The 25,444-nt window shown below is 64.2% G+C and carries 30 protein-coding genes and 1 tRNA gene; 14 read left to right on the top strand and 17 right to left on the bottom strand.

The window, feature by feature from the left end:
• Window positions 1-20 precede the first annotated feature (20 nt).
• Window positions 21-428 (top strand): hypothetical protein, encoded by a 408-nt coding sequence (locus LB572_RS31445; RefSeq protein WP_224670517.1) that lies wholly within the window; start codon window positions 21-23, stop codon window positions 426-428.
• Window positions 429-602: 174 nt separating this feature from the next.
• Here LB572_RS31445 and LB572_RS31440 read toward each other — a convergent pair whose 3' ends face one another.
• On the bottom strand, window positions 603-1,061 hold the full coding sequence (locus LB572_RS31440) for a GNAT family N-acetyltransferase (RefSeq protein ID WP_224670516.1): 459 nt from the start codon (window positions 1,059-1,061) through the stop codon (window positions 603-605).
• A 68-nt stretch (window positions 1,062-1,129) separates the two neighbouring features.
• Window positions 1,130-2,119, bottom strand: coding sequence for a BMP family lipoprotein (locus LB572_RS31435; RefSeq protein ID WP_140809334.1), 990 nt, complete (start codon window positions 2,117-2,119; stop codon window positions 1,130-1,132).
• On the opposite strand from LB572_RS31435, the gene LB572_RS31430 reads away from it, so the two are divergent.
• On the top strand, window positions 2,120-2,314 hold the full coding sequence (locus LB572_RS31430; RefSeq protein ID WP_140809335.1) for a hypothetical protein: 195 nt from the start codon (window positions 2,120-2,122) through the stop codon (window positions 2,312-2,314). It begins immediately after the preceding gene.
• Window positions 2,315-2,400: 86 nt separating this feature from the next.
• On the opposite strand, the gene LB572_RS31425 is transcribed toward LB572_RS31430, so the two are convergent.
• Together LB572_RS31425 and LB572_RS31420 are read right to left on the bottom strand one after the other, a co-directional pair.
• Window positions 2,401-2,727 (bottom strand): hypothetical protein, encoded by a 327-nt coding sequence (locus LB572_RS31425; protein WP_140809336.1) that lies wholly within the window; start codon window positions 2,725-2,727, stop codon window positions 2,401-2,403.
• Between the two features lie 84 nt (window positions 2,728-2,811).
• Window positions 2,812-3,507, bottom strand: a complete 696-nt coding sequence (locus LB572_RS31420) for a hypothetical protein (protein WP_224670515.1) — start codon at window positions 3,505-3,507, stop codon at window positions 2,812-2,814.
• Between the two features lie 462 nt (window positions 3,508-3,969).
• Between LB572_RS31420 and LB572_RS31415 the strand changes: the two genes are divergently transcribed.
• A tRNA-Ser gene (locus LB572_RS31415) sits at window positions 3,970-4,059 on the top strand.
• An 84-nt stretch (window positions 4,060-4,143) separates the two neighbouring features.
• Here LB572_RS31415 and LB572_RS31410 read toward each other — a convergent pair.
• Window positions 4,144-4,359, bottom strand: a complete 216-nt coding sequence (locus LB572_RS31410; RefSeq protein WP_224670514.1) for a KTSC domain-containing protein — start codon at window positions 4,357-4,359, stop codon at window positions 4,144-4,146.
• A 103-nt stretch (window positions 4,360-4,462) separates the two neighbouring features.
• On the opposite strand from LB572_RS31410, the gene LB572_RS31405 reads away from it, so the two are divergent.
• Window positions 4,463-5,083 carry an alpha-ketoglutarate-dependent dioxygenase AlkB gene (locus tag LB572_RS31405; protein WP_224670527.1) on the top strand — a complete coding sequence of 207 codons (621 nt, stop codon included), beginning with the start codon at window positions 4,463-4,465 and terminating at the stop codon, window positions 5,081-5,083.
• A gap of 15 nt (window positions 5,084-5,098) precedes the next feature.
• Here the strand turns inward: LB572_RS31405 and LB572_RS31400 are convergent, their stop codons facing one another.
• Window positions 5,099-5,524 carry a cupin domain-containing protein gene (locus tag LB572_RS31400; protein ID WP_224670513.1) on the bottom strand — a complete coding sequence of 142 codons (426 nt, stop codon included), beginning with the start codon at window positions 5,522-5,524 and terminating at the stop codon, window positions 5,099-5,101.
• A gap of 55 nt (window positions 5,525-5,579) precedes the next feature.
• Window positions 5,580-6,332 carry an SDR family oxidoreductase gene (locus tag LB572_RS31395; protein ID WP_224670512.1) on the bottom strand — a complete coding sequence of 251 codons (753 nt, stop codon included), beginning with the start codon at window positions 6,330-6,332 and terminating at the stop codon, window positions 5,580-5,582.
• A 232-nt stretch (window positions 6,333-6,564) separates the two neighbouring features.
• Between LB572_RS31395 and LB572_RS31390 the strand changes: the two genes are divergently transcribed.
• Complete coding sequence (locus LB572_RS31390; protein WP_140809341.1) at window positions 6,565-7,569, top strand: mechanosensitive ion channel family protein; 1,005 nt, start codon at window positions 6,565-6,567, stop codon at window positions 7,567-7,569.
• Here LB572_RS31390 and LB572_RS31385 read toward each other — a convergent pair.
• The gene (locus LB572_RS31385; RefSeq protein ID WP_224670511.1) at window positions 7,552-8,040 is read right to left on the bottom strand and encodes an RrF2 family transcriptional regulator; all 489 of its coding nucleotides are present in this window, start codon (window positions 8,038-8,040) and stop codon (window positions 7,552-7,554) included. The genes LB572_RS31390 and LB572_RS31385 overlap by 18 nt on opposite strands.
• Before the next feature lie 277 nt (window positions 8,041-8,317).
• Here LB572_RS31385 and LB572_RS31380 point away from each other — a divergent pair, with 277 nt between their 5' ends.
• Complete coding sequence (locus LB572_RS31380) at window positions 8,318-8,728, top strand: hypothetical protein (protein WP_224670510.1); 411 nt, start codon at window positions 8,318-8,320, stop codon at window positions 8,726-8,728.
• A 79-nt stretch (window positions 8,729-8,807) separates the two neighbouring features.
• Window positions 8,808-9,998 (top strand): NADH-quinone oxidoreductase subunit D, encoded by a 1,191-nt coding sequence (locus LB572_RS31375; protein ID WP_140809345.1) that lies wholly within the window; start codon window positions 8,808-8,810, stop codon window positions 9,996-9,998.
• Window positions 9,999-10,086: 88 nt separating this feature from the next.
• Here LB572_RS31375 and LB572_RS31370 read toward each other — a convergent pair whose 3' ends face one another.
• Window positions 10,087-10,521, bottom strand: coding sequence for a hypothetical protein (locus LB572_RS31370; RefSeq protein ID WP_224670509.1), 435 nt, complete (start codon window positions 10,519-10,521; stop codon window positions 10,087-10,089).
• A 300-nt stretch (window positions 10,522-10,821) separates the two neighbouring features.
• Here LB572_RS31370 and LB572_RS31365 point away from each other — a divergent pair, with 300 nt between their 5' ends.
• A complete protein-coding gene (locus LB572_RS31365; RefSeq protein ID WP_181179283.1) occupies window positions 10,822-11,004 on the top strand; it encodes a hypothetical protein in 183 nt (60 codons plus the stop codon).
• 44 nt (window positions 11,005-11,048) lie between these two features.
• Here the strand turns inward: LB572_RS31365 and LB572_RS31360 are convergent, their stop codons facing one another.
• Genes LB572_RS31360 through LB572_RS31330 form a run of 7 tightly spaced genes read right to left on the bottom strand, consistent with a single transcriptional unit; the run spans window position 11,049 to window position 17,362 of the window.
• Window positions 11,049-11,840: a sugar isomerase domain-containing protein gene (locus tag LB572_RS31360; protein WP_140802900.1), complete on the bottom strand. Its 792-nt coding sequence runs from the start codon at window positions 11,838-11,840 to the stop codon at window positions 11,049-11,051.
• Window positions 11,841-11,862: 22 nt separating this feature from the next.
• The gene (locus tag LB572_RS31355; RefSeq protein ID WP_224670508.1) at window positions 11,863-12,630 is read right to left on the bottom strand and encodes a GntR family transcriptional regulator; all 768 of its coding nucleotides are present in this window, start codon (window positions 12,628-12,630) and stop codon (window positions 11,863-11,865) included.
• Entirely contained in the window at window positions 12,627-13,496 is an 870-nt protein-coding gene (locus LB572_RS31350; RefSeq protein ID WP_224670507.1) for an ROK family protein, read from the bottom strand. The genes LB572_RS31355 and LB572_RS31350 overlap by 4 nt, the downstream gene beginning before the upstream one ends.
• Window positions 13,493-14,233 (bottom strand): PIG-L deacetylase family protein, encoded by a 741-nt coding sequence (locus tag LB572_RS31345; RefSeq protein WP_224670506.1) that lies wholly within the window; start codon window positions 14,231-14,233, stop codon window positions 13,493-13,495. The genes LB572_RS31350 and LB572_RS31345 overlap by 4 nt, the downstream gene beginning before the upstream one ends.
• Entirely contained in the window at window positions 14,230-15,105 is an 876-nt protein-coding gene (locus LB572_RS31340) for a carbohydrate ABC transporter permease (RefSeq protein ID WP_224670505.1), read from the bottom strand. Before LB572_RS31340 ends, LB572_RS31345 begins: the two co-directional genes overlap by 4 nt.
• Complete coding sequence (locus LB572_RS31335) at window positions 15,102-16,034, bottom strand: carbohydrate ABC transporter permease (RefSeq protein WP_224670504.1); 933 nt, start codon at window positions 16,032-16,034, stop codon at window positions 15,102-15,104. The genes LB572_RS31340 and LB572_RS31335 overlap by 4 nt, the downstream gene beginning before the upstream one ends.
• A 56-nt stretch (window positions 16,035-16,090) precedes the next feature.
• Entirely contained in the window at window positions 16,091-17,362 is a 1,272-nt protein-coding gene (locus LB572_RS31330; protein ID WP_224670503.1) for an extracellular solute-binding protein, read from the bottom strand.
• Window positions 17,363-17,697: 335 nt separating this feature from the next.
• Here LB572_RS31330 and LB572_RS31325 point away from each other — a divergent pair, with 335 nt between their 5' ends.
• Genes LB572_RS31325 through LB572_RS31315 form a run of 3 tightly spaced genes read left to right on the top strand, consistent with a single transcriptional unit; the run spans window position 17,698 to window position 20,766 of the window.
• Entirely contained in the window at window positions 17,698-18,990 is a 1,293-nt protein-coding gene (locus tag LB572_RS31325) for an ABC transporter substrate-binding protein (RefSeq protein WP_224670502.1), read from the top strand.
• Between the two features lie 28 nt (window positions 18,991-19,018).
• On the top strand, window positions 19,019-19,909 hold the full coding sequence (locus tag LB572_RS31320; protein WP_224670501.1) for a carbohydrate ABC transporter permease: 891 nt from the start codon (window positions 19,019-19,021) through the stop codon (window positions 19,907-19,909).
• Window positions 19,906-20,766: a carbohydrate ABC transporter permease gene (locus LB572_RS31315; RefSeq protein WP_224670500.1), complete on the top strand. Its 861-nt coding sequence runs from the start codon at window positions 19,906-19,908 to the stop codon at window positions 20,764-20,766. Before LB572_RS31320 ends, LB572_RS31315 begins: the two co-directional genes overlap by 4 nt.
• Here LB572_RS31315 and LB572_RS31310 read toward each other — a convergent pair.
• Window positions 20,756-21,943 (bottom strand): Gfo/Idh/MocA family protein, encoded by a 1,188-nt coding sequence (locus LB572_RS31310; RefSeq protein ID WP_224670499.1) that lies wholly within the window; start codon window positions 21,941-21,943, stop codon window positions 20,756-20,758. The two genes, LB572_RS31315 and LB572_RS31310, sit on opposite strands and share 11 nt — an antisense overlap.
• Before the next feature lie 213 nt (window positions 21,944-22,156).
• Here LB572_RS31310 and LB572_RS31305 point away from each other — a divergent pair, with 213 nt between their 5' ends.
• The 3 genes from LB572_RS31305 (at window position 22,157) to LB572_RS31295 (ending at window position 25,436) form a co-directional block, all read left to right on the top strand.
• Window positions 22,157-23,056 (top strand): MurR/RpiR family transcriptional regulator, encoded by a 900-nt coding sequence (locus tag LB572_RS31305; RefSeq protein WP_224670498.1) that lies wholly within the window; start codon window positions 22,157-22,159, stop codon window positions 23,054-23,056.
• Window positions 23,057-23,127: 71 nt separating this feature from the next.
• Window positions 23,128-23,910: an SDR family oxidoreductase gene (locus tag LB572_RS31300; RefSeq protein WP_224670497.1), complete on the top strand. Its 783-nt coding sequence runs from the start codon at window positions 23,128-23,130 to the stop codon at window positions 23,908-23,910.
• Window positions 23,886-25,436, top strand: coding sequence for a mannitol dehydrogenase family protein (locus LB572_RS31295; protein ID WP_412033613.1), 1,551 nt, complete (start codon window positions 23,886-23,888; stop codon window positions 25,434-25,436). The genes LB572_RS31300 and LB572_RS31295 overlap by 25 nt, the downstream gene beginning before the upstream one ends.
• Window positions 25,437-25,444: the final 8 nt, after the last annotated feature.

Raw genomic sequence — 25,444 nt, 5'->3', positions numbered from 1 at the left:
AGCCAAGGGGAAAGACGGCCATGTCCAGTGAAAGCGACCGCGTCGCTCGGGCCGGCGATTATGTCTTTGGCCTGATGAACGACAGGGAACGCGCCCGCGCCGAGCGCGACCTGGAGATCGATGCCGCCTTTCGCGACACGGTGCTGCGCCTCGCCGAACGTTTGCGCGCCTTCGATCCTGCGGGACCTGAAGGGCGCGACAACCGCTGGGAACTGGTCACGCAACGTCTCGCTGAACTGCCGCAGATGCAGACGCGGCTGGCTGGCGTTGCCGCCCCGGAGGCGGAAGCGCCGCCGCCCGTGATCCACCGCCTAGAGCGCAAACCCTACGGCGTCGGCCTGCATTCGCTCGGCGGCAGCCTGGGCTTCGTCATCGCGCTTGCCCTGGTTGCCGCCTTCGCGCTCGGCTATCTCGCCGGAACGCTATAAGAGCAATTCCAGGAAAAGTGCGGACGGTTAAAGCGCGTCGCGCTGAAACGGATTCAGGCGACGCGCTTTAAGCCTTTGTTTTGATGCATGTCGTTGTCCCAGAACCGCTGCGCACTTCTGGGCGACATGCATTAGGCTCGGCGCCTTCGCCGTCGCCCTCCATCCGGGATTGCGTCAAGGTAGAGACTTCGACATCAGGAGCATCGGCTCGCCGCCCTGCTCGAAGGCCTCTATCGCCGTCCATCCGAGCGCTTCGTAGAAGCCGCGCGCCTGCCAGGTATAAAGGTGGAGCGTGCCGATACCGGCCGACGCGGCATGGGCCTCGATGGTCTTGACCAGCGCCGTGCCGACGCCGCTGCCGCGATGAGTTTCCTCGACCACCAGCCCGGCCAGCCATGGCGTCAGGTCGTGCGGCGAACTGATTTCGTCGCGGACGAGCAGGCAGCTCCCGATCGGCCGGCCGCGGTCTCGCGCAACGAAGGCCGCCTCGAAGCCATCGCCGGCAATCAGCCCGCGCAGCCCGGCCGTGTCCTCCTCGAGTGTCCGGCCAGTGCCCTCGAAGAAAGCCTCGAGCCGAAGCCGCGCCATCGCTTTGACGTCGCTTTCGGCCATGGCTTGGATTATCGGTCGCATCATGCGGTCCCCAAAAACGAAACCGCCGGGCGTTGGCCCGGCGGTTCCTGCCCTGATTCAGCTGCCGATCAATACGGGCAATTGTTGTCCGTGGTGTAGTCGTGCACCTGGACCTTGCCGGAGATGATGTCGGCCTTGGCCTTTTCGACGGCCGCTTTCATCTCGTCGGTCACCAGCGCCTTGTTGTTGTCGTCCATGGCGTAGTCGACGCCGCCTTCCTTGAGGCCGAGATTCTCCAGACCACCCTTGAAGGTGCCGTTCTTGCCGTCCATGAAGGTGTTGTAGACGGCAACGTCGACGCGCTTCATCATCGAGGTCAGCACCTTGCCGGGCTGCAGGCCGTTCTGGTTGGAATCGACACCGATGCCGAGCTTGCCGGCATCCGCCGCCGCCTGCAGCACGCCGACGCCGGTACCGCCGGCAGCGGCATAGACCACGTCGGCGCCCTGATCGATCTGCGTCTTGGCGATCTCGCCGCCCTTGGCCGGATCGTTCCAGGCGGCCGGCGTGTCGCCGGTCATGTTCTGGATGACGTCCGTGGCGCCGGCCGACTTGGCGCCGCCGACATAGCCGCATTCGAACTTACGGATCAGCGGGATGTCCATGCCGCCGATGAAGCCGACCTTCTTCGATTTCGACGCCATCGCCGCCAGGATGCCGACGAGATAGGAGCCTTCATTCTCCTTGAACACCAGCGAGCGGACATTGGGCAGGTCGACGGCATCGTCGATGATGGCGAAATTCAGGTCTGGATAATCTTTCGCGACCGCTTTCAGCGCGTCTTCCCAGGCGAAGCCAGCCATGACGATCGGGTTGCGGCCGTCTTCGGCGAAGCGGCGCAGCGCCTGCTCGCGCTGCGAGGCGTTGGAGACTTCGAATTCGACATAGGCGATGCCGGTTTCGGTCTTGAACTTCTCGGCGCCGTGATAGGCGGCCTCGTTGAAGGATTTGTCGAACTTGCCGCCCAGATCGTAGAGGATGGCCGGCTGCACATCCGCGGCGAAAGCCGGAAGAACCATTGCGGTTGCGGCCAGGAGGCCGAGAACGATACGTTTCATGTGATCCACACCCTGTCGGTTATTTTTCCGTTTTGCGCTGCCTGCCCGCCCGGTTCTCCGGCGGGCTTGCGGCGCCAGGCAGGAAGTGTTTTTTCCCTCCCGCTCGCGGGCAATCTGGCACGGCGCGAAACAAAATTCACGTGGAATTTTGACCTGTTGGAAAAAGCGGTTACCGGCGCGCCGGCCGTCTCTTGAAGCAATTCCAGGAAAAGTGTGAGGCGGTCAGGCTCGGCGACTTCGCCGCGGTCCTGCCATCCGGAATTGCGTCGGAACAAAAGCCTTCAGGGGGTTGGAGCGAATTCCGCGCCGCGGCGCTTGCGGCGATAGCCGATGGCGTAGAGCAGGAAGGCCAGCACCGCGAACACCGCAAAACCGGGTTGAGCGAGCACCCAGGCGACGACGCCGTCCCAGACCAGCGGGCTTGCCTTGGCGCGCACGAAAGTCTCGAAGGCCGCGCGGGTATCGGGCGAGACCGCGAGCCAGCTTGCGTTGAGCGGCGTCATCACCAGCGAGGAGCCGGCGACCGAGCGTGTCGTGTCGATCACCGCCATGATGACGGAAATCGACAGCGCGATCATGGCTGCCAGCCGAAAGATGAAACGCAACATCGACGCTCTCCCCGGGAAAGCTCCAGTCTACCCCGCAATCGACATAGAGCGTGCATGGTTCCCGCGCAATCGCGACCCGTGAAATTAGCGAGCCCGCGCCGGCCTGCGCTGATTCACCCGCCAGATGGCGAAAATACCGCCGGCGATCGCGCCGACGATCAGGCCGCCCAGGCCGACGAAAGCCGCGAAAAATCCGCAGGCGCCCTCGAAGCAGCTCATATGCGTCAGGTCCGCGATCAGCGAGCCGGCGAAGAACCCGGCGCAGGCGCCGATCGCCGCGCCAAGGATGATGCCGAGCAGCGCGGCAAGGATCGAGACGAAGACCGGCGGCCGCTCGGTCTCCGGATTGGCGTAGACGGTTTCGGAACCGGCCCCGTTGCGCAGCAGGTAGATGCAGAGCAGGCCGATGGCGATCTCGGCCACGGTGAAGCCCAGCGCCTCTACCGAGAAGACGAAGGCATAGGACACATAGGCCTGGCGCAGGACGAGCCAGATGATGATGGCGATCTGCCAGATCGTGTAATGGCGCGGGAAGCGGGCCGAGCGGTTGAAGGCAAGGCCGAGCAGGTACAATCCCCACAGGATGGTGATCACGCCGCCGGTCAAGCCGCCATAAACGAGAAAGAATGCATTTTCCGGCAGGCTGAAGTCGCCGATCAGCCGCCAGTTTGCGAACAGGCCGTAGGCCGACAGCCCCATGACGACGACGAGCCAGGCCACCGGGATGAAGGAAAGCCCGCTATCCGGCCGCCCCGCGGGTCGCTGGTCGATCGATGCCATGCCAGGACGATGCCCCTCGCCCGAGCAATTCCAGGAAAAGCACGCAGCCGCTTTCCATCAGGAACTGCAAAACTGAACCGGCAACACCAGGGAGAGCTCGCAACCGTTCCAACCGGGATTGCATGAAAACAAAGAGTCCGGGCAGTCGACAGCCGGGCGCGGCCGAAGTCAAGCGCAGCCAGCCGGAGGCGACCGGCCTGTGCACATCATTCAAACGCATCGGCCTCCCGCCCGCGCCCGCCTTGGCGCTATCCGCGGCAAAAGTCGCCGCGATGCCAATATGGCTTGGCATTCGCTTTCGGATCGACTAGATGAGCCCCGCGCCTGTTTGCCTAGACGGCTAGCGGTGCAGGGAAGGGTTGCCAGCCGGTTGAAGGCAGCCAGATGATCCGTTGAGGACTTCCCATGGGAGCATCTCCCCAACCCGCGCGGCAAAACCAGCCGACGCGCGATGCAAGCGACGGAGAGGTGGCCGAGTGGTTGAAGGCGCACGCCTGGAAAGTGTGTTTACGGGAAACCGTAACGCGGGTTCGAATCCCGCTCTCTCCGCCATATTTTTATAATAATATAAAATACTTAGCTGACCTGTCGCTGCGCCGCCGGCCAGTATCCCTCTGTTCGCACCGGTCATGGCACTCAATGACGACCTCCATGCTCGACCAGGCGATATCTGAAACGATCGCGAACGCATTCGTTGAAGAATTGCCCTTTTGAGGACGCCGCCTTGAAAGCCGCATAAGTCTCGGGCCCGACACCTTCGTAGTCGTAGCGGTCGCCGCTTGGGACGAACCATACCGAAAGGATCCGCCTCGACGGATCGTAACGGATGTTCCGGATGGCGGTGGAAGGCATGTTCGCAATCCTGCTTTCCACCCCTAATCCTTGCCGCGACACGAGGTTCCGGCATGGTGGGTACTGGGCTTGCACAAGCGCTCCGGTTGCCTATTTGAGCCGCATGCCATCATCAAAAAGCCAAGCCGCCGACGACGCTTTCCAGGGCGATCTCTTCGGTGCGCCCGCAAGCCTGCCGCCCGTACCCGAAGGCTTCTCCTACCAGCCGGACCTGATTGCGCGCGACGAGGAGCACGAACTGGTCCGTCGCATCCAGGGCCTGCCTTTCAAGCCGTTCGATTTTCACGGCCATCTTGCCAACCGGCAAGTCGTCGGCTTCGGCCTGCGTTACGACTACGAGCGCCGCCTTGTGCTCGAAGCGCCGCCGATCCCGGACTTTCTGCTGCCGCTTCGCGCCGAAGTGGCCGACTTTGCGGGCGTTCCGGCCGCCGAATTCGCGCAGGTGCTGATCAACGAGTACCGCCCGGGCGCCGGCATCGGCTGGCACCGGGACAAGCCGCATTTCGAGCTCGTCGCCGGCGTGTCGCTGCTGGCGCCCTGCAGCTTCCGGCTGCGCCGCAAGAACGGCGCGGCATGGGACCGTGAAACGATCGAGGTCGAGCCGCGGTCGCTCTACCTCATGGCCGGACTGGCGCGGAACGAGTGGGAGCACTCCATCCCGCCGGTCGCGCAACACCGGTACTCAGTCACTTTCCGAACGCTCCGCGTCGACCGAACAGTCTGATAGGACGACCAGCCACTACTTCTTGGTCGGGAAGGTCAGCTCTTGCTGGCCCGTATCGACAACGAAAACGGCGAGCAGCTTTGCCGGGTTCGTCTTGCTGGCATTTTCGCTGACGCCGTGCCGGTCACCGGGCATTTCCGAAAAGTTCTGACCAGCTTTGTAGACCGTGACGGGGCCGTCATTGACCTGGCTGCGGATCTCGCCCTCCAAGACAGTAGCATAGATGAAGGCGGACTGAGGGTGCGTGTGACCCTCCGAGAAGCCTCCGGGCGCATATTCGACGAGAACGCCTTTGATGCTCTTGCCGGGTACATTGGGCAATTCATGGTCATAGACCAAAGTGACCTTCGCGCCTTTTCCGCCGCCAGGCGTGCCATCGGCAAGGGCCGAACCGGGCAGAAACGCCGCGAGAATCGCGGCAACGGCAAGTGATTTGATCATGTCGATTTTCCTTTTCACGGGGTTGGACGCCGCCGGACGAAGGCGGCTGGAGAGATTATTTCTTGGGCTGAGCGGCGAGCCATTCGTCGAAGCCGACGCGGCCGATGCGGGGATGGTTGTCGGAGACCAGCGAACCGTCTTGCAGTCTGGTCCCGAAGTACCGCGCCTCCGGATCGGCTATGACGGTGCGCGTGTCGCCGATCGCCTTGAGGTAACGAGCGACGAAATCGCACAGACGCAAGCGCTCGGGACCGGAGATTTCGACGATGCCGTTGATCGGGGCGGCAAGGGCGGCGTCCGTCACGAAATCCGCGACGTCGTCCGAAGCAATCGGCTGAAGGTAGCCCGTCGACAGGCGTGCCGTATCGCCGACCGTGCCCTCCTGGGCTATGCCGCGGAGAAATTCGAAGAACTGCGTGGAGCGCATGATCGTATAAGGGATGCCACTCTCCCTGATGATCTTCTCCTGCGCCGCCTTGGCGCGAAGATAGCCGCTGTCGGGCAACCGATCCGTCCCGACGATCGAAAGCGCGACATGGTGTTTGACGCCGGCGGCCTTCTCCGCGGCAAACAGGTTGCGGCCCGAGGTCTGGAAGAATTCGAGCACGGCCCTGTCCTCGAATGAAGGAGAATTTGCCAGGTCGACGACCACGTCTGCCCCGGCCAGCACGTCCGCCAGGCCTTCGCCGGTGGTGGTGTTGACGCCGGTGTTGGGCGAGGCCGCGATCACTTCGTGGCCATGCTTGCGCAGGCGTTCGGCGGTTTTCGAACCGATCAGGCCGGTGCCCCCGATGATGACGATTTTCATGCGATGTCTCCTTCGCGCCTGCGCTTGCAGCGCGCTCTTTGTTCGATGGGGGGTCTGAGCACGCGGCTTGATCGCTCGATCACAAGCCGGCCTTGCCTTTTCCGGGTTTGCCTATTAAGGATAATTGATATCCTTATGGATAGATAATATCCTTAATTGCCGAGCTGTAAAGACCCTTTCGACCCAGGCGACACGCACGAGGTTTGAGCATTTCCACCAAGAGGTTTGTTTGATGCCGCTCGTCCTGACCAACATCCTCGGTATCGCCGGTATCGTCGTCTGGCATCTCCAGGGCAGCAACCGTCCGACAGGCCGATTGATCGTCCAGATCCTGTTCTTTGCCGGGATGAGTTTCGTGCTCTATCTGGGCGGTGTCTCGCCGCAGCATGGCGATGACACCAATCTGCAGGGTTTCGCCGCGCTGCTCGCCAAATCGGCCATGATCCTGTGGTGGACGCATCTGGCATGGGCCATTATCGGCCTGGTCCACATCTGGCTCATGCTCAACCGCGGGCCGCGCGAAGCCCACCTTGTCCGAGATATGACCGTCGGCGTCATCTATCCCGGCGTGGCGCTGTCGATCATAGGCTTCGTTTTCGGCATGCCGGTCGGCACGCTGATCGCGACCTCGGGCATTGTCGCCGTCGTGTTCGGCCTGGCCCTGCAGAACACGCTCGGTGATATGTTCTCAGGCATCGCGCTGACACTTGGCAGGGCCTATGCCATAGGCGACTGGATCCGGATGAAGGATGGCCCTGAAGGCAGGGTTATCGAAACCAACTGGCGCTCCGCCAACCTGCTCACCGCGCAGTACAATGTCGTCGTGGTGCCGAACAGCGTTCTGGCCAGGCAAGCGCTGACCAATCTCAGCCGTCCCGATGACACACGCCAGATCACGTTGACCGTGCGCATCGTCCCCACGCAACCGAGCTTCGTCGAGCAGGCCATGCGCTGCGCGCTGCAAGGCAGCGCGCGGATCGTCAAGGACCCGCCGCCGATTGTCGCCTTGAAGACCATCGATGCGGTCGCGATCGAGGTCGACCTGCTGTTCCGCGTCGCAAACCCAGCCGACTGGGCAGCGGCCGGCAACGAGATCATCGACCTGATCTACAGCCAATGCAACGCGGATGGCCTTTCGTTGGCCGCTCCGGCCGAAAGCATTGTCTTCGGGCCGGCCGCGATCAGCGCGGGAAAGACCGTCGGACGTATCGATGCGCGTTCATCCCGCGCGGTCTAACACCCAATCGAATGTGTCCTTCCAGAGAGCGGCGGGGGTTTCCTGTACAAGCATTCGCCCCAGATCCGACAGCGTGACGCTGCGCAGCTTGTCGCGCCAGGCTTCATCGGCCGCCCACATGATGCGCGCGACGGCGCACGACCCGCTATAGCAATAATTTTCAGGCACACAGGGATTGTTCGCGCGGATGTTGTTGCACACGAAGGTGCGCGTCTTGCCTTCCACGGCCTCGACGATGTCAAGAAAGGTCACTTGCTCCGGCGGTTTTGCAAGACGATATCCGCCCGACGGACCGAGCGTCGTATCGACAAGGCCCGCTTGCGAAAGGCCCTGCAGCGCCTTGGAGAGATATTCCTTCGGAAGTCCGTGAAGTTCCGCCAGCGCCTTGGTGGACAGATAACGTCCCTCGGGCAGGCCGGAGAGAATGGCACAGCAGTGCAGCGCCCATTCAACTTGGCTTTTCAAAATCATCGATCTTTTCCGGGAATTGGCCGATCACCTCATATTAAGGATGCATAATATCCCTATTGTAGCATCATGTAAACATTGAGGTTTCCGGTGCCTTCGGCACTGTCCGCCAATACGATAACGACACGTGCTCCGAAGGTTTGGCAACCGACCACCTGGCATTCCTCGCATTCGGAGCGCCGCGCGCCACCGGGGACCTTGGATTCGTGAGGCCTGATGCCGGAACCATCGCCGGCCCCCCGGGTTGTGTCGTCAGATTTCCAGATGGAAAGGAAAGACGATGCGCATGTTGACGATGGTCCTGACGCTGTCGGCAATGGCATTGGCGCAGCCCGCTTCCGCTCAACGCGCCGATCCGCAGCCGCCGCAAGTCCCGCCTGCTGCCCAGGAGCCGATCCCCGGCCAGCCTCAACCCGGCCAACCCCAACCCGGGCAAGACGATGCCGCCCAGAACGTCACCAACATCGTCGTGGTGGCGATGGAGGACCTGCCCTCGGAAGTGAAGGCGCAGGCCGAAGCCATAGTCACGAGGACGACCGCCAAGGAACTGGCCAAGCTGCAGAGCTCGGTCGACGCCTCGCCCGAGGCAACGTCGGTCCTGCACGCGAACGGACTGAATTCCTCGCAGGTCGTCGCCGCCAACATCGACGGCGACGGCACGCTGACGCTGATCATCCAGACGACGGCCTGATCTTTGGGGGCATGACCCGGCCGGACGGCGGCTGGCGGGCCGTGGTTCGCATTCGATCCTCACTCGTGCGGAGGTCGTCATGACCGAAGCCATAGTCCGCAACTTCACGCTCAATTTCGGGCCGCAGCACCCCTCGGCGCATGGTGTGCTCAGGCTGGTGCTGGAACTGGACGGCGAGATCGTCGACCGGGCCGATCCGCATATCGGCCTGTTGCATCGCGGCACCGAGAAGCTGATCGAATACAAGAACTATCTGCAGGCGCTGCCCTATTTCGACCGGCTCGACTATGTCGCGCCGATGAATCAGGAGCATGCCTTCTGCCTCGCCGCCGAAAAGCTGCTCGAACTGTCCGTCCCCCGGCGCGGCCAACTGATACGCGTGCTGTTTTGCGAGATCGGTCGGCTCCTGTCGCATCTTCTCAACGTCACCACGCAGGCCATGGACATCGGCGCGCTGACGCCGCCGCTCTGGGGTTTCGTCGAGCGCGAGAAGCTGATGGTTTTCTATGAACGCGCATCCGGCGCCCGCATGCACGCGAATTATTTCCGCGTCGGCGGCGTGCACCAAGACCTGCCGGAAGAGTTGCTGGATGACATCTGGGATTTCTGCGATCCGTTCCTCAAGGTCTGCGACAATCTCGAGGGCCTGCTTACCGACAACCGAATCTTCAAGCAGCGTAACGCCGACGTCGGCGTGATCTCCCTCGATGATGCCTGGGCCTGGGGTTTCTCCGGCCCAATGGTGCGCGGGTCGGGCGCAGCCTGGGACCTGCGCAAGGCGCAGCCTTATGAATGCTACCCCGAGATGGATTTCGACATCCCCATCGGCAAGCATGGCGACTGCTACGATCGCTATCTCGTGCGCATGGAAGAGATGCGCCAGTCGGTGCGCATCATGCGGCAGTGCCTGGAAAAGCTGCGTTCACCCGATGGCCGGGGTCCGGTCGCCGTGCCCAACCAGAAGATCACGCCGCCGCCGCGCGCCACCATGAAGCGCTCGATGGAAGCGACCATCCATCATTTCAAGCTGTATACCGAAGGCCACCGCGTGCCGCCGGGCGAAGTCTATGCCGCGGTCGAGGCGCCGAAAGGCGAGTTCGGCGTCTATCTGGTCTCGGACGGCAGCAATGTTCCCTATCGCTGCAAGATACGGGCGCCGTCCTTCGCCCATCTCCAGGCGATGGATTTCCTGTCGCGCGGGCACATGGTAGCCGATGTCGCCGCGATCATCGGCTCGCTCGACATCGTCTTCGGCGAGATCGATCGCTGAAAAAAGGAGGGCGCGGAGAACTCGCCAAGTCTCCGTTGCTCCTATCAAGGCCTTAGACCAGCGCGCGCCCCTGTGCGCAGGGACACGACTAGTGCATGAATACCGCTCTCAGCCAGGCGAGAATGCCTGCGCCCGGCGAAATCGCCGCCCGCACGCGCGACGCTGCCCAGCGGGCCGGCATGTTGGCGCCGACATGGCAATGGCAAACGACTTCGTGCAGCTGCCAGTCGCTCATCTCGAAGAAGCGCTTTGCTTCGCCGTAAGTGTCGTCGCGCAGGCCTTGCGCGCGGAATATCGGATCCGCGAAAGCGATGGTGATCGCCGATCCGTCGGTGCGCATTCTTTCACGCACGTCGGCTGCGGCGTATTCGGTGCCCGCCAGCGCCGTGAGGCGGCGGCCCGGGCTTTCCTCCAGAAGTTGCGCCCAGCGTTCGAGGCGCTGGCCGCGATTGGCGATGAGAGCCGGTGCTTCCGCATGAACGTCGGCAACGGCGTTGATTTGGTCAAGGGTTTGGTGTTTCACGGCCGTCTCCTGTGTCGGCAGATGGCCCCCATCCATTACGGGAATTAAGGCGGCCACCGACGCCGGCAAGAGCCGAAACAGGTGCGCGGAATGATTTGATCGTTACGTGTCGCCATCGCGCGGCCCGCCCGATCAGGTTGGAACCATCCGCGGGCGCGACCGTTCTGCCAGCTTGCGCCGCCAATCGCTCCCGGCGAAGCAACCGAATGCGCGATCACCTCCATCATGTCAGGTCGGGCCGGACATCTCGCTTGTTGGGTCGAGCAGGCCTTGCCAAGGCATCGAGCAGAAGGAAACCCGATGGCCATTCTCCCCAGCCCGGATCCGGTTCCCACGCCGGTGCCGACCCCGCCGCCTATCCCGGAACCGAAGCCGGTGCGCGAGCCGGATCCGGATCGGCTGCCCGACGAGGCGCCGATCCCCAATCCCGACGAGAATGACGCGCCGCCCAGGCATTCGGCCGTCATAGGGCGCCGGCTTTGACCTGGCTCCCGGGGGGCGCCTGACGCGCCTCCCGGCCAATCCCATCACTCGCCGCGCATCGTCGCCTGGAAGGTCGGCAGGTGCTTTTTCTGCGCCTCGATCATGCGTTCGCGGTAGACGCCGTAGATGACGTCGGTATCGTGCAGCGTAACGCCCGCTATGGTCGGCGAGGCGAAGACCGGCAGCTCGATGCCGCGCTTCGACAGTTGCTCGGCCGTGCGCGCAAGCAGCTCATGCGCCATGATCATCGCCAGCACCGTCGAGGAACCCGCCACCGGCCGGCTCCAGCCTTCGATCGGCACCACCGCGTCCTCGATCGGCGAGCAGGTGTCGATGACGAGGTCGGCTGCGTCCGCCAGCCGCTTGCCGGAGGAATGCGTGGCCGGCTTGTCGAGATTGTTCTTGCTGGTCACCGCGACGACGAAGATGCCGCGCTTCTTGGCGTAGAGGGCAGTGTCGATGCCCGACGAATTGCGGCCGCTATGGCCGAAGATGATGATGGAATCGCCCTTGTTCAGCGGCTGGTGGTCGAGGAACTTCTCGGCGTATTTCTCGGTTCGCTCCAGCCACAAAAGCTCGCGCACGCCGCCGGCGCCGAGCACGTTGTGCCACATCACCCTCGGGTCCGTCAGGGGGTTGAAGCCGACGAAGCTGCCATAGCGCGGGAACATCTCCTGCGCCGGCAGCACCGAATGGCCGGAGCCGTAGAGATGCACCAGCCCGCCATTCTCGAGCGTGTCGGCAAAGCGGCTCGCCGCCTGGCCGAAGGCTTCGGCATTCGCCTTTGAAGCCTGTTCGAGAAGAGCGGTGAGGCGTGGGATATAGAGATCGGACACTTTGGTACTCCTGTTGATCGTGTCAGCTTCTGGTGTTTGGGAGGCGGCCGGCGCGCAGCGTCGAGCGAATCTCGTAGCGGTCGCCGCGCATGACGGAGACGGTGAATTCGAACGGGCCGCGCTCGTCGATGGTGATGCGCTCGACGACGAAGGCAGGACTGCCTGCGGGCAGGCCGAGCAACTCAGCGTCCGCCGCGCCGACGGCGCCGACACGGTAATTCTCGCGCGCCTCGACCGGCACGATGCCGTACTGGCGCTCCAGCGCCTCATAGAGCGAGCCCTTGAGCAGGCCGGCATCGAGAAAGCCCGGCACGCGCGCCGCTGCCAGTTGCGCCGTCTGGATGCCGATCGGCTCGTTGTTGCCGAGCCGCAGCCGCCGGATGCGCACGACGGGATCCCCCTCCTCGATCTCCAGCGCGCCGGCCGCAGCCGCGCTCGCCGTGGTCAGGCTGCAGTCGAGCAGGCGCGAGCCGGCGACCACACCGATATTGCCCATCTCCTGGGTGAAGGAAGTGAGCTCGCGTGTGCCGGCGACCAGGGTGGTGGAGCGCACGAAAGTGCCTCGGCCATGCTCGCGCCGGAGCAGCCCGCTTTCCTCCAGGTTGCGCAGCGCGTGGCGCAGCGTGATGCGGCTGACGCCGAACAGCGCGCAGAGCCGGTCCTCGGCCGGTATCTGGTCTCCTGTCGCCCATTCGCCGCTCTTGACGATGGCGCGGATCGCCTCCTCGACCTGATACCAGAGCGGCTCGGGCCGCCTGCGGTCCGGCTGCTGAAAGCTCGCTTCGCTCATCGGATCTGCCTCCACCCACTGCCCGCCTGCCCGGCAAGTGCGGCGCCGATCAGCCCGGCGCGGGAGCCGAATTTTCCAGGCTTGAGTTCGATGCCGCGCAGATGCGGCGGCAATTGACGCCGCAGTGCCGCAAGCAGCGGCGGCGCGATCACGTCCAGCGCATCGGCGAGGCCACCCGAGACCAGGATGACGCCCGGATCGAGCAGCCCGACGGCGCCGGCAAGCGCGGTGCCGAGCTGACGCGCCGGCACCTCGAGCGAGGTCTGCGCTGCAAGGTCGCCTGCCTTGGCGGCTTCGATCAGCTGTCGGCTGTCGGCCAGTCCAATCTGTGCGGCAAGGGCGTCCAGCGCACGACCGGAGGCGACACGTTCCAGCCACCCGCTGCGATCCTCGCCGTGGTCCTTGATGTCGGCGCTGGCCCAGCCGAAGGAGCAGGCGCCGCCATGCGCGCCGGCGACGATGCGGCCATTGGCCAGAACCGCCGAGCCGATGCCGGTGCCGATCGCAAGCAGGATCGCGTCGGAGACGCCCTTGGCCGCGCCTTGCGCTGCTTCCGCCAGCAGCGCGATCTGCGCGTCATTGCCGACCGCCACGCGAAGGTTGGGAAACAGCGCCGCCATGTCGACGCCGTCGAGCCAGGGCAGGTTCGGAATCCAACGGCAGACCGACCCTTGGACCAGGCCCGGCACGGCAAGCCCGAGCGCCTCGGCTTCGCCCCCGGTCGCAAGCGCGCGGACGCGCGCCACGAACGCGTCGAGGTTCTGCGGCGCCGGCTCGCGGACTTGCGGTGTAAGCGCGCCGACATCGCCGGTATGGGCGGCGCGCAGATTGGTGCCGCCGAGATCGATGGCGAGGACCCGCGTCATGTCTCGCGACTCCGATCGGCGGGCGGCGCGAACAGGCCGCTGCCGGCATTCCAGGAACGCGAGGCCGCCGCGAAGGCCTGGGCATGGCGCGTGCCGCGCAGGCAGCCGCGCAGCCGGTAGAGCGCGCTGTAATAGTCGACATAGGGAAAGCTGCTTAAGCCCCGCGCCAGCTCATATTCCATCACCGCCTCGTGCCAGGCGTCGAAGCCGGCGCTGACATCGACGAGGTGCTCGGGCCGGAAGCCCTCGTCGTCCTCCCAGTTCTCGCCGAACAGCAAAAGCTGCGGCGTGTGCGCCGGATGGGCGCGCTTCAGCGTCGGCAGCGCCGAGAAGAAAATGCCGGTCTGGGTAAGGTGCGCCGCGGCGCGATGGTCCTTGTGCCAGCTGCCGTGCCAGTGGGTGATGACGACTTCCGGACGCACCTCGCGGATGACGTCGCAGACCTGGAGCGCAGTTGCGTTGTCGTTGGGCAGGAAGGCGTCGCGCAGCTTCATGTTGCGCATGTCGACGCCGAGCCGCGCGGCGGCCTTCGCCGCCTCGTCCTCCTTCTGTCCCGAATAGTGCTCCGGGATCAGGCAGGGATGACCCTGCTCGCCCATCGACAGATGCAGGAAGGTGACCCGGGCGCCGCCCTTGGCGGCCGCCGCCGCCAACGGTCCCGCGATGACCTCGGCGTCGAAGGCATGCGCCCCGACGACCAGGATCGAACGCGCGGCATAGACCTTGTCCTCGATCATTTCATGCCTCCCCCAGCGCCGACGCCCTCGCGAATCTGGCGCGCCAGCAAACAATACATGATCAGGATCGGCGCCATGGAGATCGCCAGCGAGGCGAACACCAGGCCCCAATCGGTGCGGAACTGCCCGACGAACACGCTGATCGCCAGCGGCACCGTCTTGTAGCGGTCATCGAAGATGAAGATCAGCGGGAAGAAGAAATCGTTCCACACCGCGATCGCCGTGAAGATGGCGATGATCGACACCGCCGGCTTGACCATCGGCAGCACGATCTGGAACAGGATGCGCGCCTCGCCGGCCCCGTCCATGCGCGCCGCCTCGTCGAGTTCGGAAGGCAGCACGCGCATGAAATTGGCAAAGATGAAGACGGCGAACGGGATGCGGATCGCCGAATAGACGAGGATCAGCCCGGTAAGCGAATCGAGCAAGCCGAGAGTGCGCATCAGCGTGAACAGCTCGACCGAGGCCAGCCGGATCGGCAGCATGATGCCGGACAGGAAGAGGCCGAGCATGATGCCGTTCCAGCCGAGCTTGTAGCGGCTGAGCGGATAGGCTGCCATCGCCGAGACGGTGATGGTTAGGACCACCGCGCCGCCGGTGACGATCAGGCTGTTGATGAAATTGTGGCCGAGATCGGCGCGCGTCCAGGCGCGGACGAAATTGTCGAGCGCCCAGCTCTGCGGCAGGCCGAGCCGGTTGTCGTAGATTTCCGCCGTCGTCTTGAAGCACGAGACGACGAGGATGTAGAGCGGCAACAGCACCGCCGCCGTCCAGATCAAAAGGATGATCCAGCCGGGCAGCCGCGCCAGTTTCCGCGGGATGGCCAATTCCTGCTGAAGGGCCAATCTTCGCTGAAGGGACCGGACGCTCATAGCTCGACCGTCCGCTTGTCGAAGAAGCGCAGCATCAACAGCGTGCCGATGCTGAGGATCAGGAACAGCATCGTCCCGAGCGCCAGCGCCAGCCCGATATCGGTGATGCCGACCGCGCCTTCCGCGCCGAAGGCCAACCGGTAGAAATAGGTGACCAGCGTATCGGTCGAATAGCTCGGATTGCCCTGCACGCCCTGCATCACATAGACGATGTCGAACTGGTTGAAGGTGTTGATGAAGGAGAGCGTCGTCAGCGTGCCGAGCGCCGGCATCAACAGCGGCAGCGCTATCGCATAGAGCATGCGCGCGTTGCCGGCGCCGTCGAGCTTCGCCGCCTCGAACACCTGCGGCGAAATCTGACGGAGGCCCGCCGTATAGATCAGCACCGGCAGGCCCATCCAGTTCCAGGCGTCGACGGCGATCAGCATGCCGAGCGCGGTGTGGCTGTTGCCGAGCACGGTCAGACTGCCCTGATGCAGGCCCAGACCATTGAGCGCCCATTCGACGATGCCAGCCGGCGCCAAGAGCAGGCGCCACAGCGCGCCGACGATGACGGGGCTGAGCACCGCAGGGAAGAAGAACACCGACTGGAAGAAGGCAGCGCCCCTGCCGCGCAGGAAAAGCAGCCAGGCGAACAGGAGGCCGAGCCCGTTCTGCAGCACCATGATGCCGAAGAACCACGCGATGTTGTGCCAGAGCGCCCCGTAGAGCCGCGCGCCGCTCGGAAACACGAACAGCCGCGTGAAGTTCGCCAGCCCCGCGAACTCCTGCATGCGCAGCCCCTTCCAGGTGAAGAAGCTGCCCCACAGCGACATGAGCAGCGGATAAAGCACGAACAGCCCGTAGCCGGCCAAGGCCGGCAGGATGAACAGCACCGCCATGCGCTGCTGCGTGCGCTGGAGGCTGGTCGTGCGGCGAGGCTTGATCATGCGCTGCGTTCTATCGAGGAAAAAGCGCCGGCCGCGTCTCGGCCGACGCCGCTCCTTCACTGCTTCGGCTTGAACCAGGTGGCGGCGGCCGCCTGCATGTCGGCCGCCAGCTTCTCTGGCGCGACATTGCCTTCGACCATGTCGATGATCCCGGACTGCAGCACCGACGACGCCGTCGGCGTTTGCCAGCGGAAGCCGACCAGCGTCAGGTAGGGCGTTGAGTTCTTCGCCATCTCCATCATCTTGGAAAGCACCGGGTCCTTCACGGTGACGTCGGTGCGGGCGGGCGGCCAGCCGAGCTCGTCGGCGAAGGCCTGCGCGAATTCGGCCGAGGCCATGTAGTTCAGCACCTTGGTCGCCGCTTCCTTGTTCTGGCTTTCGGAGACCAGACCATAGGAGCCATCCGAGAAGGCCGAGGTGTAGAGCTTGGTCGAGGCATCGTCGGCCGGGAATGGGAAGATCGAGAATTTCAGCTTCGGGTTCTGCGACTTGAAGCTGCCGTTCTCGAACGAGCCGCCGAAGAACATCGCCGCCTTGCCGCCGATGAACTGCTGCGTCGCGGTCGTGTAGTCGATGCCGGCAAAACCGTCGGAATAATAGGGCTTAAGCTCGGCGAAGCGCTTCAGCGCCGCGACATAGCGGGGATCCTCGAAAGTCGCCTTGCCGCTCATCATCTCGTCATAGAAACCCGGGCCGTAAAGCGTCGGCCCGATGACGCCGACGCCGATCTCCAGCTCCCAGGCCGAGCCGTTGGCGCCGCCATTGGCGATCGGCGTGATGCCCGCCGCCTTGAGCTTCTCGCAGGCGGCGACGAAGTCCCTGTAGGTCTTGGGGACCTCGATGCCTTGCGCTGCAAAAATGTCTTCATTGTAGAACACGCCCATCATCGGCACCGAATAGGGCACGCCGTAGATCTTGCCGTCGGCACGGCCGCGCGCGCCGCCAAGCGCGGCATCCGGCATGTTCTTCAGTTCCGCCACGCTGTCGTCGAGCGCGTCGAGATAGCCGCCTTCGATGAAGGGCTGCAATTCGCCATAGGCCTTGAGCTGCGCGATATCGGGCCCGCGACCGCCGCGCAGCGCCGTGCTCAGGCGGTTCTGGTAATCGGCGTCGGGCGTGAACTGGATGTCGACCTTGATATCGGGGTTCTTCTTCTCGAAGGCCTCGAAGATGCGGTGCATCGCTGCCTCGTCCTCGGTGCGCCAGCTCCACAGCGTCACCGTCGAATCGGCGCGGGCCGGCAGCGTCGTAAAGATGGCCGCGCTGGCGGCGGCAACGCCGCCGATCAGGCCGAGCACGGCGCGCCGGTGTATGGAAAGCATGCTCATTACCAGTTCTCCCATTGTTTCGGTTTTGAGGTCCGCGCGGCAAGCGGCAGAAGGCACTCGTCGCAACTCGTCTGCTTTTCCACAAAGTCATTATAACGACATGATGCCATTCGCAAGACCGGTCAGGACGTTTGCGGCCGCTGGCCGATCGAGATGTGCGAAGGGAGTATCGATATATCTATCTGATTAATATATGTAATTAAGAGAAGCCGACATTACCCGGATTTTTGATCCCACAAATCTGATCCAAACCTTCGCATGCAAGGGGCTTGCGCCCTTGCTCAAACTTGTCATAACGTCATTTGCTCTTGTCACGGCTTATGTGGAGGATGCCGATGTCGCTTGCCTGGATTTCGAAGCTGACTCTCGCCGCGGGGCTCGTTGCGCTGCCCGCGACCGGCTGGGCGCAATCGGTCAACATCTCCTATCTCACCCACTGGTCGCCGGAGACGGTGGCACTGCTCGAGGCAGCGGCCAAGGATTTTTCCAAGCAGAATCCCGATGTCGCCGTCACCGTGCGCGCGGTTCCGTTCGGCGATCTCTTGACCACGCTGCGCTCGCAGGGCGGCTCCTCCGACGGCCCGACCATCGGCGGCATCTACGATCTGTGGCTGCCGGAACTGGCGAGGGACAAGCTCGTCGCCCCTGCTCCCGACGCTGTTGCCGGCGAGGTGAAGAGTGCCTGGCCCGCCGGCGTCGTCAGCGCCGCCTCGGTCGGCGGCACGCTCTACGGCATCCCGAACGAGATCGACGTCTATGCGCTGAACTACAACAAGGAATTGTTCAAGGAAGCAGGCATCGGTGCGCCTCCGAAAACATGGGCCGAATTCAAGGATGCCGCCGCGAAGCTGACCGACAAGGACAAGGGCCAGCAGGGCTTCGGTATGATCAATTCATGGGCGGCGGGGGTGGTCCATCCTTTCGCCTCGCTGCTCGTCTCCAATGGTGGCAACCTGGTCAAGGACGGCAAGCCGGCGCTGGACAGTTCCCAGGCCGGCGAGACCTTCGCGCTCTATGAAGACTTGATAAAGTCCGGCGCGAGCAATCCGGCGATGGCGACGGCCGACGCCAACACAACGGGTCCGTTCCTCGACAATTTCGTCTCCGGCAAGACCGGCATGATCATCATGGCCAACTGGTGGGAAAGCGCGCTCAAGGCCGGCATGGGCGACAAGTTCGCAAATATCGCCACGGCGCCGATCCCGGTCGGCCCGAGCGGCGACAAGCCGCATTCGATTTCGTATTCCTGGATGACCGTCGTCAACGCCAAGGCTGGCGAGGCCGAGCAGAAGGCGGCCTGGGAGTTCCTCGCCTGGCTGAACAGCCCGAAGTCGGGCAAGAACGGCGCCTCGGCTATGTCGGATATCCTGATGTCGATGGGCATCCTGCCGTCACGCAACTCCGACATCGAGGCACACAAGGACAAGCTCGGCTCAGAGTTCCTCTCCGGCTATGTCTCGGTGCTTGCCGATGCGCACCCCTTCCCGGTCGTGCTCGGCGGCCAGGAGTTCTCGGAATCCCTGCAGCAGACGCTCGAGGCGTTGCAGTATGGCCAGGTCTCGGCCAAGGATGCGCAGGCGAACGCGCAGTCCGACGCCACGTCGATCCTGGAGCGCGCCGCCAAGTAAGTTCGGGTCGCTGACCGGAAGCAGGTGAATGGCCAAAGCTTTTCGTGCCTCGGCGGGCATCATGCTTGCGCCCGCCGTGACATTGATCGGCGTGTTCGTGCTGCTGCCGATGCTGCTTACCGTCTGGCTGTCCTTCCAGGACTGGTCGACGCAGACGCCCTTTTCCGAGGCGAGCTTCGTCGGCCTCGGTAATTTCCGCGAGATCTTCGGTCCCACCTCGGTCGGCCGCGATTTCAAGACCGCCCTGCTCAACACCACGATCTACACCGCGCTGTCCGTGGCCCTCATCCTGCCGCTGTCGGTCGTCTTCGGCCTGCTGGTCTATCAGCGCGAGGTCGCCGGCGGCACGGCGCTGCGCACGGTGCTGTTTTCCACCTACATGGTGCCGATGATCGCGGTGGCGCTGGTGTGGTCGAAGCTCTATTCGCCGAGCGAGGGCCCGTTCAACCAGTTGCTCGGCCTGGTCGGCATCGGTCCGCAGCCCTGGCTCTCCTCACCGCGTTCGGCCTTGATCTCGATCGTGCTTCTCAATGTCTGGCAGCAGGTCGGCTATTTCACCGTGCTCGCCATCGCCGGGCTGACGCAGATCCCGGGCAGCCTCTATGAGGCAGCGACGCTGGATGGCGCCAATGGCCGCGAGCAGTTCCGCTTCATCACTCTGCCTTTGCTTCGCCGCACGCTTCTCTTCAGCGCCGTCATCGCCATCATCAACGCGGTGCAGGTGTTCGAGCCGGTGGCGTTGATCACGCAGGGCGGACCGGTCGGCTCGACCAATGTGCTCACCTACCATATCCGCCGCGTCGGCATCGAACGCGCGCAGGGCGGGCTGGGCTCGGCCATGGCGGTGATGCTGATGGTCTCGCTGATCGTCTGTGTTTCGGCGTTGTTTGCCTTCGTCAACCGCAAGGACAGCGAATGATCGCTGTAACCCGACCGCTCGCCCGCAAGCGCCCTTCGGGCCGCAAGGCGCTGCTTGCGACCGCAATGCTTCTCGTAGCCGTCGCCTCCGCCTTCCCGCTGGCCTGGATGGTGCTGTCCAGCCTGAAGACGCCGGCCGAGACCATGCAGGTGCCGCCGGTCTGGATCCCGCGCACGCCGACCCTCGAAGCCTATGGCAAGGTCGCCGGCGTCATCAATCTTGGACGCTCGATGTGGAATTCCTTGGTCATCGCCTCGGTGACCACGGCGGGCATCCTGGTCACCAGCATGATGGCCGGCTATGCCTTCGCCAAATATTCCTTTCCCGGCCGCTCGCTGCTGTTCTCGCTGCTGATCGCCACAATGTTCCTGCCGCCGATCGTGACGCTGATCCCGCTCTACCGCATGGTCGGCTCGATCGGGCTGAACGCCAGCCTCGACGGCATCATCGTGCCCAACCTCGCCAATGCCTTCGGCATCTTCCTGATGCGCCAATTCATCGCCGGCGTGCCGGACGAGCTGATCGACGCCGCGCGCATGGACGGCGCCTCCGAACTGCTCATCCTCTACAAGATCGTGGCGCCGAGCGTCGCGCCCGCGATCGCGGCCCTGGCGCTGTTCGCCTTCGTCTATCATTGGAACAGCTATCTGTGGCCGCTCACCGTGCTGCAGGGCAATGCCGACGCCTACCCGATCGTCATCAGCCTCAGCCGGCTGCTCAGCTACAATCGCGGCGCGGTCAACACCAGCCTTGTGATGGCCGGCGCGACGCTCGCCGTGCTGCCGCCGCTGGTTCTGTTCGTCTTCCTGCAGCGCTTCTTCGTCGATTCGATCGTCGGCTCGGCGATCAAGGGTTGAACCGCGCCGGCGTCCACGCCCCTCCAGCCGCGTTCGACTCCACCGCCGCGGCGACAAACTTCACGCCGCGCGCGCCGTCGACCACGTCGGGCACCTGCGCCGCGCGCGCTGGGTCGACCTCACCGCCCGAGCGATGCGCGCGGATGATATCGGCCGCGTCGCGGTAGAAATTGGCGAAGGCCTCGATATAGCCTTCCGGATGCGCCGCCGGCATGCGCGAGACGCGCCTCGCTTCCTCCGTCGAGCCATGGCCGCCGCGCACCAGCGTGCGCGTTTCCTCGCCATAGGGCGAGAAGCGCAGCTCCTCCGGCCGCGACCCAGACCATTCGAGCCCGGCCTTCTCGCCATAGATGCGAACCGACAGATCGTTGTAGTGGCCGGGCGAGGTCTGGCTGGCCAGGATCGTGCCGCGCGCCCCGCCTGCCCAGCGCAAGAGCACATGGGCGTTGTCGTCGAGCCGCCGCCCCGGCACGGCCGTGAAGAGGTCGGCGGAAACCGCCTCGGCCTCGAAACCGGAAATGAAGCTCGCGAGGTTGAAGGCATGGACGCCGATGTCGGCGAGCACCGCCGACTGGCCGGCGCGCGCCGGATCGGTGCGCCACTCCGCCTGCTTCTGGCCCTCGGCGTCGATCGGCTTGGTCAGCCAGTCCTGGATATAGGCGCCATGCACCGACACGATGCGGCCGAGCTCACCCGCCGCTACCATTTCGCGCGCCTGACGCACCATGGCGTAGCCGGTGTTGTTGAGCGTGACGACGAAGCGGCGCTGTTTCGCTTTCGTGAGCGCCACCAGCGCTTGCGCCTCATCGAGCGTCGTCGACAGCGGCTTGTCGCAGATCACGTCGATGCCGGCTTCGAGGAAGGCGGTGGCGACCGGCGCATGCAGATGGTTGGGCGTGACGATGACCACCGCCTCGATGCCGTCCGGCTTTGCCGCTTCGGCCTTCGCCATGGCGCGGTAGTCGGCATAGCTGCGCTCCGGCGCGATGCCGATTTCCGCGGCGGAGGCCGCGGCGTTCTCCGGATCCGAGGACAAAGCACCCGCCACCAGCGCGATCTGGTCGTCGAGCCGCATGGCCAGCCGATGCACGGCGCCGATGAAAGCATTGCGGCCGCCTCCGACCATGCCGACCCGCAGGCGTTGACGTGACGTACCATCAGCGGTTGCATAGACCATGATTGCGATTATTCTCCCTAAGGTTCGCTATAGCGGTCGACGCGGATGTTTGCCGTAACCGTCGTCGTTGTTTTCGAATGATATTTCTATTTTTTGTTTTGTAAAACGATTGTGCCGCGTTAGCTTTTACCCAGGCTCAGGTGATGGGCCGCATCCGGAGGGCAGGGATCGGATGACGCATCCGATGGTTGGGGTCACGATGAGGCATATCCTATGAGCGGCCGCGGCAAGGCGGCCGACGAGCCGTCCACACACAGCCTGGAGACGGCGGCGAGAAAGCGGAGCCGATCACTGGCAGCACTTGGCTACACCAAGCCGCAAACCTACGAAGAGCTGCGGGCGGTGCTTTCGTCAGGCACCGTGCATTTCCCAAAGCGGCTTCGCCAGGTCGCGATCTTTCTCTGGCAGCATCCGAGCGAAGTGGCGCTGGGCACGATCGCGCAGGTGGCGGAGCAGGCCGGCGTGCAGCCCTCGACCCTGGTGCGCTTCGCGCAGATCTTCGGCTATTCCGGCTTCTCCGATTTCCAGGTCCTGTTCAAGGACCGCATGAAAGGCTCCTGGCCGGACCCGCAAGGCAGCCAGGAAAAGGCAGCGGAGCCGAACGCGAACCTGCATTTTCTCAACGGCATGGTCGGTGCCTGCCAAGCCTCGCTCGGCCGCATCGGCACCGGTTTCGACATCGACAGTTTCGAAACGATGATCGATCATCTGGCGGCGGCCGAGCTGATCTATGTGATCGGCAGCAAGCGCGCCTTCCCCGTCACCACCTATCTGTCGCTGACGCTCTCCCAGCAGGGCGTGCGCAACGTGCTGGTCGACAATGTCGGCTCGACCGCGCTCGACCAGGTCGGCTGCATCACGCCGCGCGACGCGGTGCTGGCCGTCTCCTTCAGCCCCTATAATTCGATCACGCCCGACCTCGTCGCCGTCGCGCATGAGCGCAAGGCGCGCATCGTCACCATCACCGACAGCACCTTTTCGCCGCTGGTGAAGCTCTCCGACACCTGGCTCGAAGTGGTCGAGCAGGATTTCGCCGGCTTCCGCTCGCTCGCGGCCTCGCTGGCGGTCGGCATGGCTTTGGTCCACGGCGTGGTCGAGCGGCGGACAAACTGACCGACATGGTTGACTAAAGAGAACCGTCATTCCATATTCAAAAAAATAGAAACTTTGTTCCAGGAGGAGGAATGGAGGTTCGTCTCGACGGCAAGGTGGTGCTGGTCACCGGCGCGACGCAAGGCATCGGCCGGGCGATCGCCGAGATCGCCGCGCGCTCCGGCGCCGCCGGCCTGCTGATCACTGGCCGTGACCGGAAACGCGGCGACGCTGCCGCGGCAGACCTCTCCGCCATGGGCACCGCGGCGGCCTTCGCGTCCGCCGACCTCGGCGATCCCGAAGCCCCGGCGCAACTGGCGCAGGCCTGCATCGAACGCTTCGGCCGCATCGATGGCCTGGTCAACGCCGCCGGCCTGACCGACCGCGCTTCCTTCATCGATGCCAGCCTCGACGATTGGGCATCGCTGTTTGCCGTCAATGCCCGCGCGCCCTTCTTCCTGATGCAGGCCGCGATCGCCGACATGAAGAAGCGCGGACAAGGCGGCGCGATTCTCAACATCCTGTCGATCAACGCGCATTGCGGATCGCCGGAGCTTGCCGTCTATTCCGCCACCAAGGGCGCGCTGGCAACGCTGACCAAGAACGCCGCCAATGCCCACCGCTTCGACCGCATCCGCGTCAACGGCATCAATGTCGGCTGGACCGACACGCCGGCGGAGCGCGTCATGCAGGCCGAGACGCTGGGCCAGGGTCCGGGCTGGCTTGACGCGGCCAATGCGACGCAGCCCTTCGGCCGGCTGTTCTCCGTGACCGACATCGCCAGCCTGGCCGTCTTCCTGCTTTCCGATGCGGCCGGCCCGATGACCGGCACGCTGGTCGACCAGGAGCAATGGGTGATCGGGGCCAACCGGTGAGTGCGCCCGAAAACCTCGGCCCTGCCCTGCTCGGCCGCTTGCCGTCCGACGTCCGCAAGCCGGCTTACGATCGCGCCGAGCTCAAGTCGGGTATCGCCCATATCGGCGTCGGCGCTTTCCATCGTTGCCATCAGGCCGAATACACCGACGACCTCCTTGCACAGGATTTCGACCGCTGGGGATTGGTCGGCATCAACATAAGGCCGCCTCTGCTTGCCGAGACGCTCGGCAAACAGGACGGACTGTACACGCGCCTCATCCGCCAGAACGACGAGGTCGAAGCGCGCATCGTCGGCAGCATCGTGCGCGTCGTCGACAGCCAGGACAATGCGGCGCCGGCACTCGAGGTGCTCGCCTCGCCCGACATCGAGATGGTCACCATGACGGTGACAGAGAAAGGCTATTGCCACATCCCGTCGAGCGGCGCGCTCGACCTCAACCACCCCGACATCGCGCATGATCTCGCCAATCTCGAGACGCCGCGCAGCGTGCCAGGCATCCTGGCAAGGGCGCTGGAATTGCGCATGGCCACGCATCGCCGGCCGGTGACGCTGTTGTCCTGCGACAACATCCCGACCAACGGCACCATTCTCGGCAACGTCGTGCGCACATTCGCCGAGCGACGCGGCGGCAAGCTGGCGGACTGGATCGAAGCCAATGTCGCCTTCCCCTCGGCCATGGTCGACCGCATCGCGCCGGCGACGACCGAGGCCGATATCGACACCATCGAGCAGCGCTTCGGCTACCGCGACGCCGCCGTGGTGGTGGGCGAACGCTTCCGCCAATGGGTGATCGAGAACCGCTTCGCCGGCCGCGTGCCGCGTTGGGACCGCGTCGGCGCGACCTTCGTCGACGACGTCACTGCGTTCGAGCATCTCAAGATGCGGGTGCTGAACGGCGCCCAGACGACGCTCAGCTATCTCGGCGTTCTGGGCGGCTTCGAGCATACGTTCGAAGCGATCGCCGATCCGCTTCTCGCAACCTTCGTCCGCCGCATGCTGACGGAGGAAACGCTGCCCACGCTGATGCCCGTGCCCGGCATCCAGCCGTCGGCCTATGTCGAGCAGAGCCTGTCGCGCCTCACCAACACGGCGATCCGCCATCGCAACCACCAGATCGCCACCGACGGCTCGCAGAAGATCGTGCAGCGCCTGCTGAACCCGATCCGCGACCGCCTGGCAAAGGGCGACAGCATTGCGCTCCTCTCGGTGCCTGTCGCCGGCTGGATGGCCTATCTGATCAGGGCTTCCGCGCGCTTCGGTCGCGCCTGGCAGGTATCCGACCCCTTTGCCGGGAAAATCGCGGCGATCGCCGACCGCATCGGTTCGGACAGCGGTGCGCTTGTCGATTCGATCCTCGCCATCGACGCTATCTTCGACCCGTCCTTGGCCGCCAACGCGATATTCCGGGCCCATGTCGTCGGCGGGCTCGATGGTCTGCTTTCAAGCGATCCGATGGGCTTTGTCGGACAAGTCTGCGTTGGGCCAACCGATGCGCGGTTGAAGCAGCCGGCGCGATCTGCATAGTTAGGAAC

Origin of the sequence: Mesorhizobium sp. BH1-1-5, assembly GCF_020165615.1 — a bacterium.
Lineage (GTDB): Bacteria > Pseudomonadota > Alphaproteobacteria > Rhizobiales > Rhizobiaceae > Mesorhizobium.
The sequence above is the reverse complement of the archived record's forward strand: the minus strand, read 5'-3'. Positions and strand labels throughout refer to the sequence as shown.

What these genes read in the sequence shown, in the direction of transcription:
- LB572_RS31445 (WP_224670517.1), top strand. Translation starts at nt 21, where the DNA reads ATGTCCAGTGAAAGCGACCGCGTCGCTCGGGCCGGCGATTATGTCTTT.
- LB572_RS31440 (WP_224670516.1), bottom strand. Translation starts at nt 1,061, where the DNA reads ATGCGACCGATAATCCAAGCCATGGCCGAAAGCGACGTCAAAGCGATG.
- LB572_RS31435 (WP_140809334.1), bottom strand. Translation starts at nt 2,119, where the DNA reads ATGAAACGTATCGTTCTCGGCCTCCTGGCCGCAACCGCAATGGTTCTT.
- LB572_RS31425 (WP_140809336.1), bottom strand. Translation starts at nt 2,727, where the DNA reads ATGTTGCGTTTCATCTTTCGGCTGGCAGCCATGATCGCGCTGTCGATT.
- LB572_RS31420 (WP_224670515.1), bottom strand. Translation starts at nt 3,507, where the DNA reads ATGGCATCGATCGACCAGCGACCCGCGGGGCGGCCGGATAGCGGGCTT.
- LB572_RS31410 (WP_224670514.1), bottom strand. Translation starts at nt 4,359, where the DNA reads ATGCCTTCCACCGCCATCCGGAACATCCGTTACGATCCGTCGAGGCGG.
- LB572_RS31405 (WP_224670527.1), top strand. Translation starts at nt 4,463, where the DNA reads ATGCCATCATCAAAAAGCCAAGCCGCCGACGACGCTTTCCAGGGCGAT.
- LB572_RS31400 (WP_224670513.1), bottom strand. Translation starts at nt 5,524, where the DNA reads ATGATCAAATCACTTGCCGTTGCCGCGATTCTCGCGGCGTTTCTGCCC.
- LB572_RS31395 (WP_224670512.1), bottom strand. Translation starts at nt 6,332, where the DNA reads ATGAAAATCGTCATCATCGGGGGCACCGGCCTGATCGGTTCGAAAACC.
- LB572_RS31390 (WP_140809341.1), top strand. Translation starts at nt 6,565, where the DNA reads ATGCCGCTCGTCCTGACCAACATCCTCGGTATCGCCGGTATCGTCGTC.
- LB572_RS31385 (WP_224670511.1), bottom strand. Translation starts at nt 8,040, where the DNA reads ATGATTTTGAAAAGCCAAGTTGAATGGGCGCTGCACTGCTGTGCCATT.
- LB572_RS31380 (WP_224670510.1), top strand. Translation starts at nt 8,318, where the DNA reads ATGCGCATGTTGACGATGGTCCTGACGCTGTCGGCAATGGCATTGGCG.
- LB572_RS31375 (WP_140809345.1), top strand. Translation starts at nt 8,808, where the DNA reads ATGACCGAAGCCATAGTCCGCAACTTCACGCTCAATTTCGGGCCGCAG.
- LB572_RS31365 (WP_181179283.1), top strand. Translation starts at nt 10,822, where the DNA reads ATGGCCATTCTCCCCAGCCCGGATCCGGTTCCCACGCCGGTGCCGACC.
- LB572_RS31355 (WP_224670508.1), bottom strand. Translation starts at nt 12,630, where the DNA reads ATGAGCGAAGCGAGCTTTCAGCAGCCGGACCGCAGGCGGCCCGAGCCG.
- LB572_RS31350 (WP_224670507.1), bottom strand. Translation starts at nt 13,496, where the DNA reads ATGACGCGGGTCCTCGCCATCGATCTCGGCGGCACCAATCTGCGCGCC.
- LB572_RS31345 (WP_224670506.1), bottom strand. Translation starts at nt 14,233, where the DNA reads ATGATCGAGGACAAGGTCTATGCCGCGCGTTCGATCCTGGTCGTCGGG.
- LB572_RS31340 (WP_224670505.1), bottom strand. Translation starts at nt 15,105, where the DNA reads ATGAGCGTCCGGTCCCTTCAGCGAAGATTGGCCCTTCAGCAGGAATTG.
- LB572_RS31335 (WP_224670504.1), bottom strand. Translation starts at nt 16,034, where the DNA reads ATGATCAAGCCTCGCCGCACGACCAGCCTCCAGCGCACGCAGCAGCGC.
- LB572_RS31330 (WP_224670503.1), bottom strand. Translation starts at nt 17,362, where the DNA reads ATGAGCATGCTTTCCATACACCGGCGCGCCGTGCTCGGCCTGATCGGC.
- LB572_RS31325 (WP_224670502.1), top strand. Translation starts at nt 17,698, where the DNA reads ATGTCGCTTGCCTGGATTTCGAAGCTGACTCTCGCCGCGGGGCTCGTT.
- LB572_RS31320 (WP_224670501.1), top strand. Translation starts at nt 19,019, where the DNA reads ATGGCCAAAGCTTTTCGTGCCTCGGCGGGCATCATGCTTGCGCCCGCC.
- LB572_RS31315 (WP_224670500.1), top strand. Translation starts at nt 19,906, where the DNA reads ATGATCGCTGTAACCCGACCGCTCGCCCGCAAGCGCCCTTCGGGCCGC.
- LB572_RS31310 (WP_224670499.1), bottom strand. Translation starts at nt 21,943, where the DNA reads ATGGTCTATGCAACCGCTGATGGTACGTCACGTCAACGCCTGCGGGTC.
- LB572_RS31305 (WP_224670498.1), top strand. Translation starts at nt 22,157, where the DNA reads ATGAGCGGCCGCGGCAAGGCGGCCGACGAGCCGTCCACACACAGCCTG.
- LB572_RS31300 (WP_224670497.1), top strand. Translation starts at nt 23,128, where the DNA reads ATGGAGGTTCGTCTCGACGGCAAGGTGGTGCTGGTCACCGGCGCGACG.
- LB572_RS31295 (WP_412033613.1), top strand. Translation starts at nt 23,886, where the DNA reads ATGGGTGATCGGGGCCAACCGGTGAGTGCGCCCGAAAACCTCGGCCCT.